The following is a 14457-nucleotide window of genomic DNA, read 5'->3' on the forward strand; positions in this document are numbered from 1 at the left end:
TGACGTTGGAACTCGGCACGATCTGGCCGATGCGGTAGGTACGGGGCGACACGGGTACTCCTCGGTTCTGTTGCGATGGCCGGCGGGGTCAGCGGGGTCAGCGGGGTCAGCGGGGTCAGTGGAAATCAGCGGGCGTCGACGACGGGGTTAACGAGGGTGCCGATGATTTCGACGGTGGCTTCGACGGTGTCGCCGGGCACGAGGAACTCGGGCGGGACCATGCCGGCCCCGACGCCCGAGGGGGAGCCGGTCGCGATGACGTCTCCGGGCTCCAGGGTCACCCCGGAGCTGATGTCGGCGATGAGCCGGGCGATGGGGAACAGCATGTGGCGGGTGTTGGACTTCTGCTTGGTGACGCCGTTCACCCGCAGTTCGAGGTCCAGGGCCATCGGGTCCGGGACCTCGTCGGCGGTGACGACGGCGGGGCCGAAGGGGGCGTAGGAGTCCTGGCCCTTGGAGAAGAACCACTGGCCCGAGCGGCGCTGGTCGCGGGCGCTGATGTCGTTGACGATGCTGTAGCCGAAGATGTGGCCGTACGCCTCCTCCTCGGTCACCCGGAAGGCGGTGGCCCCGATGACGACGGCGAGTTCGCACTCCCAGTCCAGCTGCGTCGTGAGGTCGGCGTTGTGCAGGATCGGCGCTCCGGGTCCGGTGACGGCCGTGGCGGGCTTGCTGAAGAGCACCGGGCGCGGGGGCAGGTCCTTGTCGGTGTCCAGGCTCCGGCTGGACTCCTCGACGTGCTCCACGTAGTTCAGCCCCACCCCGATGATCTTGCCCGGGCGCAGCGGGGCACGCAGGGTGACGTCTTCGAGCCGGTGGACGGCCCCGGCGGGCCGGTGGGCGGGACCGCCCTCCAGCAGGAGGGAGGCGATCTCGCGGGCGGCGGCGCCGGCCCGGACGAACGAGAGCAGGTCGCCGGGCAGCTCGGCGCCCGCGTGCCGGGCGAGGGCCGCGAGGTCGTACACCAGGCCGTCCACCTGGGCGCCCAGGCGGTCGGCGGTGTCGGTCGTTCCGGTGGGCGTGTACGTCACCAGTCGCATCGGTGGCTCCTAGAAGAGAGTGGGTGAGACGGGGGGCGGGCGGCGGGGCCGGGCGCGGACGGCCGGCCCCGCCCGGTGCGCCGCCGCACCGGGACCGGTGTCAGGGCCGGCGGTTTCCGGTGCGGCGACGCGGCTCAGGAGGCGGGCTGGTGCCCGCCGTTGTCCGTGTACGCCTCTTCGCGGTGGAAGCCGAGGGAGCGCATGACGGGGAAATCGTTGAAGGAGAACAGGCAGGCGTCCTCGGACGGGTCGAGGTTGTGGTGCTCGTGCCAGGCCCAGGACGGGACGCAGAAGACGTCGCCCTGCTTCCACTCGAAGCGCTGCCCGGCGACCACCGAGACCCCGCGGCCCTTGGCCGCCGTGTAGATCACCGACCCGGTGTGACGGTGGGCCTTGGTGGCCTGGCCCGGGAGCAGCAGCTGCATGTGGGCGCTCATGGTGGGCATGACCGGGCCGCCGGTCACCGGGTTGGTGTACTCCGCGATGATCCCGTCGTACGGGGAGCCCCCGGTCGCCTTGGCGAGGCCGAGCAGGGCCTCGTACGTCGGCTCCCACGGGTAGGCCAGCAACGGGGAGTAGGGCCGGGTCCACCTCTCGGCGCCGTACGGGAGCAGGTTCGCGGCGTAGGTCAGCACCGAGGAGTTGACCACCTTCCCGGGCTGCTGGTGCAGCTCGGGGTGGACCTCGTAGAAGCCGGCGTCCAGGGCGTTGACCAGGGGGATGTCCAGGCCGTCCTGCCATATCACCGGGGCGTCGGTCCCGTCGTTGCCGTGCTCGTGCCAGGTGCCGTTCGGGGTGATGGCGAAATCGCGCGGGCCGACCTTCAGCTTCTGGCCGTCCACGATCGTCCACGCCCCGGTGCCCTCGTGGACGAAGCGCAGGGCCGCGGCCTGGTGGCGGTGGGCGGTCATGGCCTCGCCGGGGCCCATGATCTGCAGTCCGGTGTAGAGCAGCCCGGCGGCGGCGCTGACGTCCTTGCGGCCGGGGTTGACCAGCATCACGACGCGGCGGCCCGCGTCGTCGGCCCGGACGAGGCCGAGGGCCTTGTGGACCAGCGGCCGCAGCTCCTCGTAACGCCAGAGCACCGGGACGGACTTGGGCTGCGGGTACCAGGGCTCGATGTCGTTGGCCACGGTCCACAGCGCGCCGGCCTCGAGGGCTTCGAGTTCGGCGTAGTAGGCGGTGAGTTCGGGGGTGTCGGTGACCCGGGCGCGGCCGAGTGCGGTGTCGTCCTGTTCGATGGTCATGATTCCTCCTCGAGGGTGGCGGGCAGCGGCCCGGACGGCGGGACGGTGAAAGTGACCGGCGGGCGCGGGCGGTTGTCGACTTCGAGGCGGAAGACGTCGAAGCGGTTGTAGTGCCCGGTGATGTCGTGCATCTGCTTGGGCTGGATGCACCGGGACAGGTCGATCTCGGCGTAGACGATGCCCTCGGCGTCCACGAGCGGCTCCGTGACCGGGCGGCCGTCGGGCCCGAAGATGCCCGACAGGGCGCTGCGCGGCCGGCTGAACAGGGCCCGGATCTCCTCGTCGTCCCCGGCCACGGTGTCGATGATCTCGGGGGAGACCGTGGAGCAGGCGACGACGGAGAAGACCTTGCCCTCGAAGCTGTGCGCGGCGGTTCGCACGGCGATGGCGTCGGCCATGTCGTAGTCGGCGGGCGCCACCGGCAGGGAGATGTAGCAGGCTGCGTGCACGAGTTCGCCCTGCGCCAGGAGGGCGAAGCGGGCGAGGGTGTTGGTGTTCTCCCCACAGGCCAGGGCGCCGATCGGGCCGATGGCGCTCTGGTGGACCCGCAGCGAACTGCCGTCGCCGCCGGTCCAGGTGAGCTTCTCGGCCCAGGTGGGCACCAGTTTGCGGTGCACACCGAGCAGTTCCCCGTCGGGGCCGATGGTGAGCAGGGTGTTGTAGAGCACGCCCAGGCTGTGCGGGGCGCGCTCGTTGACGCCGATGACGAGGACGATCCCGTACTGACGGGCCGCCGCGCGCAGGGTGTCGACGTGCGGGCCGGGGATGTCGATGGAGGAGCGCTGCAGGCGCTCGAACCAGGGCGAGCCCTGGACCGGGTTCATCGTCCAGTTCCAGTACGGGTATCCGGGGACGAACGCCTCGGGGAAGACGACGAGTTCGGCACCGTTCCCGGCCGCTTCGGCGATCAGGGCGACGGCCTTGTCGACGGTTGCGGCGGGGTCGAGGTAGACGGGGGCGGCCTGTACGGCGGCAGCGGTGAAGCGGGGCAGGTCGCGCTGGGGAGGGTTCTCCATGGGATCTCGGCCGTTCCGTTCAGAGGGCCGGCGCGGTGACGCGCGGCAGCCATCGCTGGTGCACCGGTGCGGCGGGCTGCCGCAGCAGTTCGAGGCGGGGCGCGACCCGGTCGGTGCGCGCGGCCGGCGGCCGGGCGCTGCCGGCCCGCCAGGACCGGGCCCAGGGCGCGGCCGGTCCGCGGTACCCCTGGGCCGCGGCCGCGTGCAGGGTCCACAGGGGGTCGTGGAGCTGGGCACGGCCCACCGCGCACAGGTCGGCCCGGCCGGCCAGGATCACCGAGTTCACGTCGTCGTACGTGGAGATCGCGCCGACGGCGATGGTGGGCACGCCGGTGGAGTTGCGGATCAGATCGGCGTAGGGGGTCTGGTAGCTGCGGCCGAAGCGGGGCCGCTCGTCGGCCACGACCTCGCCCGTCGAGACGTCGATCGCGTCGGCGCCCGCCGCGGCCAGGGCCCGGGCGATGTGCACGGCGTCCGCCTCCTCCAGGCCGCCCCGCGCCCAGTCGGCGGCCGAGATCCGGACCAGGAGCGCCTTGGAGGCCGGCCACACCGCTCTCACCGCGCCCAGCACTTCGACCGGGAAGCGCAGCCGGCCGTCCACCGCCCCGCCGTACTCGTCGGTGCGCCGGTTGGTCAGCGGGGACAGGAAGCCCGACATCAAGTGACCGTGCCCGTACTGGAGTTCCAGGACGTCGAAGCCGGCCCGGTCGGCGCGCTCGGCCGCGCGCACGAAGTCCCGTACGACCAGGTCCATATCGGCGCGGCTCGCCTCGCGGGGCACCGGGCTCCGCTCGTCCCACGGCAGCGCGGAGGCGGCCAGCAGCGGTCCCTCGGCCGCCCGGCGGCCGGCGTGGGTGAGCTGGATGCCGAGGCAGGTGTCCGACTGGCCCTGGGTGAATCCGGTGATCCGCCCCCAGGCGGCCTCCTGCTCGTCGGTCCACAGGCCGGGGCAGCCCGCGTCGGTCCGCCCGCCGGCGCTGACCGCCGTCATGCCGGCGATGACCAGGGCCGCGCCGCCGAGGCTCTGGGTGCCCAGGTGGACCAGGTCGAAGTCGCCCGGGACGCCGTCGCGGGCCGTGGACAGGGCCATGGGGGGCACGACGATCCGGTTGCGCAGGCGCAGGCCGCCGAGCCGGAAGGGCCGGAACATCGGCGGGACCGGCGCCGAGGCGTTGACGGCGGTGGTGAACTCCTCGTCGCGCACGCGCAGGTTGTCGTAGGTGACCCGGCGGCTGCGCGTCAGCAGGTTGAAGGCGAACTGGTGCGGGTCCTGGCCCGTGTACCGGTCGATGTTCTCGAACCATTCGAGGCTGGCCTGGGCCGCCCGCTGGGTGGACTCCACGACCGGCTTGCGCTCGTCCTCGTAGGCGGCCAGCGCGCTCGGCACGTCGGGGTGCTCGTGCAGACAGGCGGCCAGCGCGAGGGCGTCTTCCATGGCGAGCTTGGTGCCGGAGCCGATGGAGAAGTGGGCCGTGTGCGCGGCGTCCCCGAGCAGCACGGTGTTGGCGTGCCGCCAGGTGCGGTTGCGCACGGTGGTGAAGCGCAGCCACTTGGAGTTGTTGGGGATGAGCCGGTGGCCGTCCAGGTGCCCGGCGAGGATCTCCTCGCAGCGGCGGATCCCCTCCTCGTCGCTGGCGCCGGGCGCGAGGTCGCGGCCGGCGGACTCCGCGAAGCCGCCGCGCCGCCACGTCTCCTCGTCCATCTCGACGATGAACGTGGAGCGGGTGTCGTCGTACGGGTACGCGTGCACCTGGAGGGTGCCGAAGTCCCGCTCCTCGACGATGAAGGTGAAGGCCTCGAAGACCTTGTCGGTGCCGAGCCACATGTAGCGGCCCGAGCGCTCGTCGAGATCGGCGCCGAAGGTGTCCGCGTAGGCGGCCCGGGTGGCCGAGCGCACGCCGTCGCAGGCGACCACCAGGTCGTATTCGGCGGCCAGTTGCTCCGGCGGAGGAGCCTGTGTGCGGTAGCGGACGTCCACCTCCAGGGCGGCGCAGCGCTCCTGGAGGATCTCCAGCAGCCGGCGGCGGCCCAGCGCGGCGAAACCGTGTCCGCCGGAGGTGAGGGTCCGGCCGCGGTGACGGACGTCGATGTCGCTCCAGCGGGCGAACTCCGCCGACATCGCGGCGTGGACCGAGGGATCGGCCTGCGCGATGCCGTCGAGGGTCTCGTCGGAGAAGACGACCCCGAAGCCGAAGGTGTCGTCGGGAGCGTTGCGCTCCCAGACGGTGACCTCCCAGTGCGGGGACAGCTGCTTGGCCAGGGCGGCGAAGTACAGGCCGCCCGGCCCGCCTCCGATGACTGCTATGCGCACGGGGCGCCTCCTCGGTTGTTCTCGATCAGTTCGGGGGCCTGCCGGCCCGCCTTCGTGAGGACCTCGCGGACCTCGTCCGGCCAGGGGGTGGTCCCCGTGGCGCGGGCGGCGGAGTGGGCGATGACCATGCGGCCGGTGGCGGCCTCCGCGCCTTCCTCGCCGTGGACGGTGAAGGCGTAGTGCAGGGAGCTCGTGCCGACCTTGGTGATGCGCAGCTCGGTCCGCACGGCCTCGCCGAACCAGAGCCGGGCCCGGTAGTCGGCCTCGAAGTGGACGCGGGGCGTGCTGCCGAAGAGGTGCGACAGGCCCAGCCGGCGCAGGAGCACGGCCTCGGCCGCCTCGACCCAGCGCACGACGGTGGAGTGGTGGTAGTGGCCGGCCGCGTCGGTGTCGGTCCACTCGACACGGCGTTCGACGACGACGCTGGGCAGGTGCGGCACCCGGGCCTCGGAGCACCCGGCGGCGCACCCTCCGTCATCGGCCGGAGCCGGTGCGGAGGCGGTCGCGGCGGTCGCGGCCGCCGTGGGCCCCGGTGCGGGCGCGGCGGCCGGCTCCCCGCCCCGCGTGCGGAGTTCGGAGCGGCGCAGCTTGCCGGTCTCCGTACGGGGGAGCTCGCTGACGAACTCCACGGCACGCGGGTACTTGAACGGCGCGATCGCCGCCTTGACGTGGTCCTGGAGCTCGCGGACGGTCGCCGGGGCGGCCGGGACACCGGCACGCAGTACCACGTACGCCTTGACGAGCATGCCGCGCCGTTCGTCGGGGACCCCGACGACACCGCAGTCCGCCACGTACGGATGGCCGGTCAGCGCCTTCTCGACCTCGGGCCCCGCGATGTTGTAGCCCGAGGAGACGATCATGTCGTCGCTGCGGGCCACGTACCAGAAGTAGCCGTCGGCATCGCGGATGTAGGTGTCACCGGTGATGTTCCACCCGCCTCGGACGTACGTGGACTGGCGGGGGTCGTCCAGATAGCGGCAGCCCGTGGGCCCGGTGACGGCGAGCAGCCCGGGCTGCCCGTCGGGAACGGGCGCTCCGCTCTCGTCGACCACCGCGGCGCGGTAGCCGGGGACGGGCCGGCCGGTGGAGCCGGGCCGGATGTCCTCGTCGGCCGCGGAGATGAACACGTGCAGCATCTCGGTGGCGCCGATGCCGTCGATGATGCGCAGCCCGGTGGCGGCGTGGAACTCCTCCCACACGGTGGCGGGCAGCGGTTCACCCGCCGATACGCAGCGGCGCAGGCCGGCCAGCCGGCCGGCCGCGCCCGCGGCCATGATCGCGCGGTAGGCGGTGGGCGCGGTGAACAGGACGGTCACCCCGTGTGCGGCGACGAGGTCGGCCAGCTGCCCCGGCGTCGCCGCCTCGACGAGCAGGGTGGCGGCCCCGACGCGTAGCGGGAAGACCACCAGACCGCCGAGGCCGAAGGTGAACGCGAGCGGCGGGGTACCGGTGAACACGTCGTCGGGGCGCGGCCGCAGGACGTGCCGGGAGAAGGTGTCGGCGTTGGCGAGCACGTCCCGGTGGAAGTGCAGGGTCGCCTTGGGCCGCCCGGTCGTACCGGAGGTGAAGGCGATCAGCGCCACGTCGTCCGCGGCGGTGTCCACGGTGGTGAAGACGCCGTCCTTGGCGGCGCAGCGGGCGGTGAGATCGTCCTCGCCCGGGCCGCCGTACGCGATCACCCGCAAGCCGGGGGCCCCGGTCGAGGCGGCGCCGTCCGCGGTGGCGGCGGCAGCGGCTTCGAGTTCTTCGAGGTAGCGGTGGTCGCACAGGGCGACGGCGGGCCGGCTGATCTCGCACAGCCCGGTGAGCTCGGCGGCGCGCAGGAGCGGGACCGTGGTGACGGCCACACCGCCCGCCTTGAGCACGCCGAACCAGGCGGCGACGAGCCAGGGGTTGTTGGGGCCGCGCAGCAGCACGCGGTTCCCGGGGCGCAGGCCCAGGTCCTCGGTGAGCACCTGGGCGGCCTGGTTGGCACGGTGGAGCAGTTCGCCGTACGTCCAGCGCTCGTCCTGGGTCAGCAGGCAGGGGCGGTCGGGGCCCCAGCGCTCGACGGCGTCGTCGAGGAGGCTGTGGGCGCAGTTGAGCCGGTCCGGGTATTCCAACTCGGGAAGATCGAAGTGGAGTTCGGGCCAGAGGTCGAACGGCGGAAGCCGGTCGCGGCAGAAGGTATCGGCATGCGCCGAAGGGGAGAGCTCCATGGGGCGGCACCTCAATCAGGGAGCAGCGGGAGATGGGGCAAGTATCTCGATAAAATGGCGGCCGTCAATTCCTCGCGATATTTCTGTGGGGCGATCGTCCCCCTCGGCGTCGCGTCCGACGCCCGCTCCGGCGGCGCCCAGGTCCCCTTCGGGGCCCCGGTGTGCGCTTCGCCGCGCGTCAGGCGGCCGGCACCCGCACCCGCACGGACTTGCCGAACTCGTCTGCTTTGACGCTGAGTCGGCCACCGCTCTCGGCCGCCATGAGCTGCACGATCAGCAGGCCGCGCCCGTCCTCGGCGTCCGGGTCGACCTCGCCGCGGGGGTGCGGCAGCCGCGGCAGCGAGGCGGCTCCGTCGGTGACCTCCAGCTGGAGCCAGCCCGCCCGCAGCGAGATCCCGACGCGCAGGAGACCGGCGTCGGCGGCGTGCAGGACGACGTTCCCGACCAGCTCGCTGACGGCCAGCAGTAGGACGTCCGCGATCTCGGCGGCGATCTGCCAGCCGTCGAGCACGGCGCGGACGTGGGACCGGATCAGGGGGACGGTCGCCGCCGTGGGCTCCGCGGCCCAGTGGCCGAAGCCGCGGGCCCGGGAAGCGGCCGGGGCGGCCGGGGCTTCCGGGCCGGCGGCGGGCGGGCTGGGGGGCGGGGTGGAGGTGGGCATGGCGTGCTCCCGGAGGGGGGAAGGCGACGACGTCCGCGCTGTGTCTCGTGTAACTCGTGGGGAACTGGGACTGCCCGTGCTCTTGTGGTCTGCGGAAATGCGTCGCTAGAGTCGTGATTACACGTGTAACACGCTAAGCCTCCGACCTGGTTCGCGCAAGCATTTCGGACATACGTTACGAAGCCTTGTCCCTAGTGGTAGCCGTAGCCGTGGCTGGACCCGAACCTGGACCCGTACCGGGGACCCGTCCCGTACCCGTCCCGTACCCGGACCCGTCGGCCCCCCGGGGCCGAGCAGATTGGAAGGGCCGCAATGACGCAACCGCTCCCCACCGCAATCGACCTGGCGGACATGACCTGGCCGCCCCCGCCGTTCCGGACCCCCGTGCCCGCAGTGGTGGACGCGGACGGGGTCCGCCGCTTCGACGGGGTCACCTACGCGACCTCGCCCGGCTACCGCCCGCGGCTGCTCGACGTACTGGTGCCCGCGGGCGAGGGGCCCTTCCCCGCGGTGGTGTGGATCCACGGTGGCGGCTGGCTGGACGGCGACCGGCGCTATCCGCCGCCGACCGTGCCCGTGCAACTGCTGCACGGGTCGGTGCTGGGGGCGGGCCTGGCGCTCGTCTCCATCGACTACCGGCACAGCCTGGAGGCCCCCTTCCCGGCCCAGCTGCACGACGTGAAGGCCGCGATCCGCTACGTCCGGCAGTTCGCCGCCGTACTGGGCATAGACCCCGACCGGATCGGGGTCTGGGGCGAGTCCGCCGGAGGCCACCTGGCCGCCCTCGCCGGGGTCGTCGGCGCGGACACCCCGGACGCGGCGGAGCTGGAGGGCGCGCAGGGGGTGGGCGCCGGGAACACCGCCGTACGAGCCGTCGTCGACTGGTACGGGGTCCACGACCTGGTCACCCTCGCGGAGCACCCCATGCCGGCGATGCCGGCGATGCCCGCCGGAGCCGAGTTCCCCGACCCGTACGAAGCCCTGCTCGGCGCGTCCGTCGCCGAACGCCCGGAGCTGGCGCGGGCCGCGAGCCCGGTCACGTACGCCGTAGAGGGTTCGGACCCGCCGCCGTTCCTGCTGATCCACGGAACCAGGGACGGGCTGGTCCCCTACAGCCAGAGCGAGCAGCTCGCCGCGGCCCTCGCGAAGGCCGGCGGCGAGGTCACCCTGACGCCCGTGGAAGACGCCGACCACATCTTCCTCGGGTCTCCCGACATCGAGCGGATCGTCGCCGACAGCGTCGCCTTCCTCAACCGCCACCTGGCCGCGGGCGCCTGACGCCCCGCAGCCGGCCGAGCGGCCCGCCGCCGCAGTGGGCGCCCCGGCACCGGGGCGCCCACTGCCGGCGTCGGGCCGCTCCCGGCAGTCCGCCCGAGTCCGCCCGAGTCCGCCCGAGTCCGCCCGAGTCCGGCCGGGGGCAAGGCCGTCGCTCTCGCCGGGCAGCGCCTCAGGGGCGGTGCGCCTGTTTCCGTCCCGTGCGGCGCACGTGGCGCGGGACTTGCCCCAGGACCTCGCCGACGCGGTCCGAGAGCTCCACGTCGCCTGCCGTGAGCACGAGGCCCGGCGACTCGCTCCGCGCGCTGATCAGGAGTCGTCGGCGGGGCCGTAGCGCAGTTCTCCCGCTCGCGGGAGGAGGTAGCCGACGCCGCGGGATGACGGCAGTTCGCCGCCCAGGCTCGCGGCATCGCCGCAGCCGGAGGTCTCGTAGCCGATGAACCCGGCGTGGAAGTCGACGGCGCGGAAGACCTCGGCTCCGATGGCGGCGAGCCAGTCGTCCAGAACGGCGGACCTGTAGGACCGGCGGCCGTCGATGTCGACGCCCGCGTCGTGAAGGGCTCCGACGGGGAGGTAGAAGTCCAGCCAGTCGACGGTGTCGGCTTCGTCCTCCCGGATCGCCATGCAGCCGCATGCCACGACCTGCCCGGTCGGCAGCCGGACCTGCCCCAGTACGTGCCCGAACCTCGTCAGGGACTCGACCGTCAAGTCCACGGGCTCCTGGTCCCGTGGCGCGCGTCGCGCGTCGCCGAAGCACCCCTGGACGTCCGCCGCGGCCCACACCGCGGTCAGAGCCCTCTGCAGCCGCTCGTCGTCGCGGGGTCCCACCTCGATCGCCAGCTCGTAGAAGCCGCCGAGCCACGTGGACCCTCCGAAAGCACCGGAACCGGAATCACTCATGACGTGATCATGAAGGACTGGCGGCCCGGCCGGAAGCCGCGCCCGCGCCACCGGCTGCCGGCTACGAGGTCTCGCGGTGGACCAGGACCGCCTCGACGTCGGGCACGGGCGCCGTCGTCCCCGTCTCGATCAGCTCGTGCACGGCGTCCGCGACCAGCGCGGGCGGGACCAGTTCCAGGCGGATCGAGGTGAGCGGCGGCTGTTGGAGGGCGGCGAGGACCAGGTCGTCGGAGCCCACGACGGCCACGTCCTGCGGTACGGCGATGCCCTCGGCCCGCAGCGCGTGGAGGAGCAGCGCGGCGTACTCGTCGTTGTAGGCGAAGACGGAGTCCAGGCCGAGGCTCCGCCAGCGTCGGGCCAGCGCGGTCGCGGACTCCCGGGTGTAGGAGAGCTTCACCGGGGTCACCGTGGCCATGTGCCGGGCGGCGACCGACTCGGCGCCGGCGAGCCGCGGTTCGGCGAGGGTGGCGAGGCCGCGCTCCTGCGGCATGACCACGCCGATACGGGTCCGGCCGCGGGCGATCAGGTGCTCGGCGGCGATGGCGCCGATGCGGGCGTGGTCGAAGCCGATGGTGTGCACGCCCGGTACGGGGTGGGCCGCGAAGGCGAGCACCCCGCGGACCCCGGCGCGCCGCAGCAGCTCGGCCGCCTGCGCGGTGAGCCGGTCGCCGTCGAGGGCGACTACGGCCGCCGGACGCAGTTCGGCCCAGGCGCGGGCTGCGTCGAGGGGGTCGGTGAAGCGCCCGGCGTGCAGGACGGCGGTGTAGCCGTGCCGGTCGAGCTCGCTGTGCAGATCGTCGACCCAGTCGCTGACGAGGCGGCCGACCGCGGAGATCGACGAGGGCATCAGTACGAGATTGCTGCGGCCGGCCCGCAAGGACCGGGCCGCGGCGTGCGGTACGTAGCCGAGCTGCCGGGCGGCGTCGAGGACGCGGGCCCGGGCGGCTTCGCCGACGCGGTGGCCCTGGGTGTCGTTGAGGACGAAGGAGACCGTGGCGCGGGACACGCCCGCGAGGCGGGCCACGTCGGCGCTGGTGGGGGACGCCGGAACAGGAGTGTCTTTGGCCATGACGTCGATCGACGCTCCTTTTGATCGGCTCGGTGCCTTCCCTTCGCAGGTTACACGAGTTAGATCAAGGGAGCGCGGGCCCGCGCGGATGTGCGGGGCGCTCCCCGGGGGGTCCGGGGAGCGCCCCGCGGGCCGGATGGGCCCCACGAGAAGCCGGGGGAGGCCGGTGGGGAGGCCGGTGGGAGGCCTGCCCTTACGCGGGCCGGTCGAGAGCCCTTTCGTGCAGCCGCAGGGAGTCTCCGGCGAGGTCGCCGAGCGCGGTGACGACGGAGTCGAAGCGCATCGTCGTTCGGGTGTCCTTCGCGTACGGGTTCCACGTCGGCATGTCCGGATGGTTCGGGTCGCCGGTACGGACGAAGGCGATCCAGGCCTCGTGCATGGTGTGCGCGAGCCCGTCCCGGACGGCGGGGTCCAGCCCGGCCGTCAGGGGCGCGTGGGCCCACTGGTCGAAGTTGGCGAAGGCGAAGGGCAGTTCGAGGCAGTGCGCGGCGCCGAGCCGGCCGTCGTAGACGGCCGCGGGGAGGTCGAACTGGTAGGCCCACACCGGGTGGCCCGACTCGGCCCGCGCCTCGGCCAGCCGTAGGGCGGGCACCCGGAAGAGCTCGTCGGTGATGAGGTCCATCAGGACGTCGGCCGGCCGGGCCCCCGGCCGGGCGCGCTCGTACGCCGCGTACACGTCGGGGGCGGCCTCGGAGCCGAAGGTGTCCGCGATCCGGCCGGCCACCTGGTCCCGGTCGGCCGCGGCGTGGACCTCGTTCAGGGCGAAGCCGAAGTTGGCCTCCTCCCGGGTCCAGCCGATCATCACCTCGATGCCGGCCGCGGCCCCGTGCAGCAGGGCCTCGGCCGGGTGGCGGTGCAGGGTGACCCCGTCGACCACGGGCAGGAACGGCGTGGGCCAGTAGCCCCAGCGGGTCGTCCGCGCGAAGAGGCCGCCGACGGCGCCGATCAGCTCGGGCCAGGCCAGTGCGCGCAGCTCGGCCACTGTCTTGACCCCGGCGACCTCCAGATACGCGGCGGTGCGTTCCAGGGAGGCGTCGGGTGCGGGGAGGTCCAGCCCGAAGGGCGGGCTCATCAGGATCACCCGCCGGATCAGGCCCCGGGCTTCGGGGAGCCCGGCGAGGGCGGCGGTGGACACCGCGCCGCCCGACTGGCCGGCGACGGTGATCGTGTCCGGGTCGCCGCCGAAGGCCTCGATGTTGTCCCGCACCCAGAGCAGGGCGGCGAGCTGGTCGGTCAGCCAGTGGTTGGCGCCGGAGTCCGCCGCGTCGTCCTCGGGGCCGGTGTAGAGGTAACCCAGGGGCCCGATGCGGTAGTTGATGCTGACCACGACGAGGTCCCCGTCGCGGGAGAAGGTCTCGCCCGAGTAGTTCGGCAGGGAACCGGAGCCGGACACGAAGCCGCCGCCATGGATCCAGACGAGCACCGGACGCCGGGCGTCGTCGGCCGCGGGCGTCCAGACGTCGAGGGTCAGGCAGTCCTCGTCGAAGGGTGGCGAGCCGTGCCCGCCGAGTACCGGGTCGCCGCCCTCCATGTACATCTGCGGGGCGCTGGGGCCGTCGGCGGTCGCGTCCCGAGTGCCGCTCCAGCCGGGGTGCGGCCGCGCGGGCCGCCAGCGCAGTGCGCCGACCGGGGGTGCGGCGTAGGGCACGGCCCGGAAGACGGCGAGCCCGTCCTCGAACGCGCCGCGCAGCCGGCCCGCGGGCAGATTCACCACGGGCTGATCGGGTCCTGGGGTGGGTGCCATGAGTCGATCCTTCCTGGGCCGGGCGCCGAACGCGCGCGGACCCGTCGAGAGTATGGCGTGAAATCAACGACCGTCAATATTCCGCGATGTCTGCGAGGGGTGCCCGCCGGGCCGGCCGGGAGGCCCCTCACAGCCAGAGGGTGTCGGCCGCCATCCGTTCCGCTTCCGTCTCCAGCAGGGGCGCGAAGGCCCGCCACAGGAGCAGGCAGGCACCCACGGCGGCCAGGACCCCGGCGAAGGTGTCGCTCAGCCACTGGGCGTGCTGCCAGGTGCGGCTCCACATCATGGCGCCGGTGTATCCCGCGCCGAAAAGCCACCACCAGCGCCGGCCGCCCGGCGGGAACAGCACCACCGCGGCCGCGATCACCAGGGCCACCGCGCTGAAGACCTGGCCGGAGGGGTACGAGCCGTCGTTGACCAGGACCCAGGTGTGCGGGGGCCGCGGCCTGTCGGCCAGCTGTTTCAGGGGCAGTACGACGAGCATGTTGGCCACGATGGCCGTGGTGAAGACGAAGAGCGCCGACCGCCAGCGCCCGTACATGCACAGGCAGCCCATCAGCAACAGCGGCAGGACCGTGCCCAGGGGGCCGCCGAGGCGGTCGAGGGCGGTGGCGAACCCGGTGGCGGAGTCGGCGGGCGAGCCGTTCAGCGAAGCGGCCCAGGCGTCGTCGAGGCCCTGGAAGAAGGGTCGTTCGCCCATCCGCAGGAGCAGTCCGATCAGCACGGACAGGAGGGTCAGTGCCGCGCCCCAGGCGGCGGCGTGGCGGGGCGGCGGCGCGGGTACCGGGCGCCGGGGCGGCCGGGCGGGGATCGGGGCCGGCGCGGGGGCGGGAGCGGGGAATCGAGGCATGGCGGGACCTTTCGCGGTCGCCTCCCCGGGCGGTGGGGGCGTGCGGGGAGGTGGCGTACGGGCGCGGGGCGCGGAGGTGCGCGGAGGGGGCCGGGGCGGGCCGGCGCGGCGGTGGAGCCGCAGGGGTGGGCGGGCTCTTCCGGTGC

11 protein-coding genes and 1 pseudogene are annotated in these 14457 nt (G+C 73.5%); 1 reads left to right on the plus strand and 11 read right to left on the minus strand.

Going from position 1 to position 14457, the window contains the following annotated elements:
- Positions 1–125: 125 nt before the first annotated feature.
- From J7F03_RS11420 to J7F03_RS11445, 7 genes and pseudogenes are all read right to left on the minus strand, one after another.
- Positions 126–1040, minus strand: coding sequence for a fumarylacetoacetate hydrolase family protein (locus J7F03_RS11420; RefSeq protein WP_214948599.1), 915 nt, complete (start codon positions 1038–1040; stop codon positions 126–128).
- 134 nt (positions 1041–1174) lie between these two features.
- A complete protein-coding gene (locus J7F03_RS11425) occupies positions 1175–2287 on the minus strand; it encodes a cupin domain-containing protein (RefSeq protein ID WP_214948600.1) in 1113 nt (370 codons plus the stop codon).
- Positions 2284–3303: a carbon-nitrogen hydrolase family protein gene (locus tag J7F03_RS11430; protein WP_214948601.1), complete on the minus strand. Its 1020-nt coding sequence runs from the start codon at positions 3301–3303 to the stop codon at positions 2284–2286. Before J7F03_RS11430 ends, J7F03_RS11425 begins: the two co-directional genes overlap by 4 nt.
- A gap of 19 nt (positions 3304–3322) precedes the next feature.
- Positions 3323–5614 carry an FAD-dependent monooxygenase gene (locus J7F03_RS11435; RefSeq protein ID WP_214948602.1) on the minus strand — a complete coding sequence of 764 codons (2292 nt, stop codon included), beginning with the start codon at positions 5612–5614 and terminating at the stop codon, positions 3323–3325.
- Positions 5605–6054 (minus strand): acyl-CoA thioesterase, encoded by a 450-nt coding sequence (locus J7F03_RS40965; protein WP_308379373.1) that lies wholly within the window; start codon positions 6052–6054, stop codon positions 5605–5607. The genes J7F03_RS11435 and J7F03_RS40965 overlap by 10 nt, the downstream gene beginning before the upstream one ends.
- Before the next feature lie 87 nt (positions 6055–6141).
- Positions 6142–7812 (minus strand): annotated as a pseudogene (locus J7F03_RS11440) (AMP-binding protein); the annotation flags it as partial.
- A gap of 178 nt (positions 7813–7990) precedes the next feature.
- Entirely contained in the window at positions 7991–8473 is a 483-nt protein-coding gene (locus J7F03_RS11445; protein ID WP_214948604.1) for an ATP-binding protein, read from the minus strand.
- A gap of 312 nt (positions 8474–8785) precedes the next feature.
- Between J7F03_RS11445 and J7F03_RS11450 the strand changes: the two genes are divergently transcribed.
- Positions 8786–9751, plus strand: a complete 966-nt coding sequence (locus J7F03_RS11450; RefSeq protein ID WP_251071756.1) for an alpha/beta hydrolase — start codon at positions 8786–8788, stop codon at positions 9749–9751.
- Between the two features lie 306 nt (positions 9752–10057).
- Here J7F03_RS11450 and J7F03_RS11455 read toward each other — a convergent pair whose 3' ends face one another.
- The 4 genes from J7F03_RS11455 to J7F03_RS11470 form a co-directional block, all read right to left on the minus strand.
- A complete protein-coding gene (locus J7F03_RS11455) occupies positions 10058–10648 on the minus strand; it encodes a hypothetical protein (RefSeq protein ID WP_251071757.1) in 591 nt (196 codons plus the stop codon).
- Between the two features lie 61 nt (positions 10649–10709).
- Positions 10710–11717: a LacI family DNA-binding transcriptional regulator gene (locus J7F03_RS11460; protein WP_214948605.1), complete on the minus strand. Its 1008-nt coding sequence runs from the start codon at positions 11715–11717 to the stop codon at positions 10710–10712.
- Between the two features lie 193 nt (positions 11718–11910).
- The gene (locus J7F03_RS11465; protein WP_214948606.1) at positions 11911–13461 is read right to left on the minus strand and encodes a carboxylesterase/lipase family protein; all 1551 of its coding nucleotides are present in this window, start codon (positions 13459–13461) and stop codon (positions 11911–11913) included.
- Between the two features lie 127 nt (positions 13462–13588).
- Positions 13589–14311 (minus strand): phosphatase PAP2 family protein, encoded by a 723-nt coding sequence (locus tag J7F03_RS11470; protein WP_214948607.1) that lies wholly within the window; start codon positions 14309–14311, stop codon positions 13589–13591.
- Positions 14312–14457 lie beyond the last annotated feature (146 nt).

Source organism: Streptomyces sp. ISL-43 (genome assembly GCF_018614195.1).
In the GTDB taxonomy this organism is placed as follows: domain Bacteria; phylum Actinomycetota; class Actinomycetes; order Streptomycetales; family Streptomycetaceae; genus Streptomyces.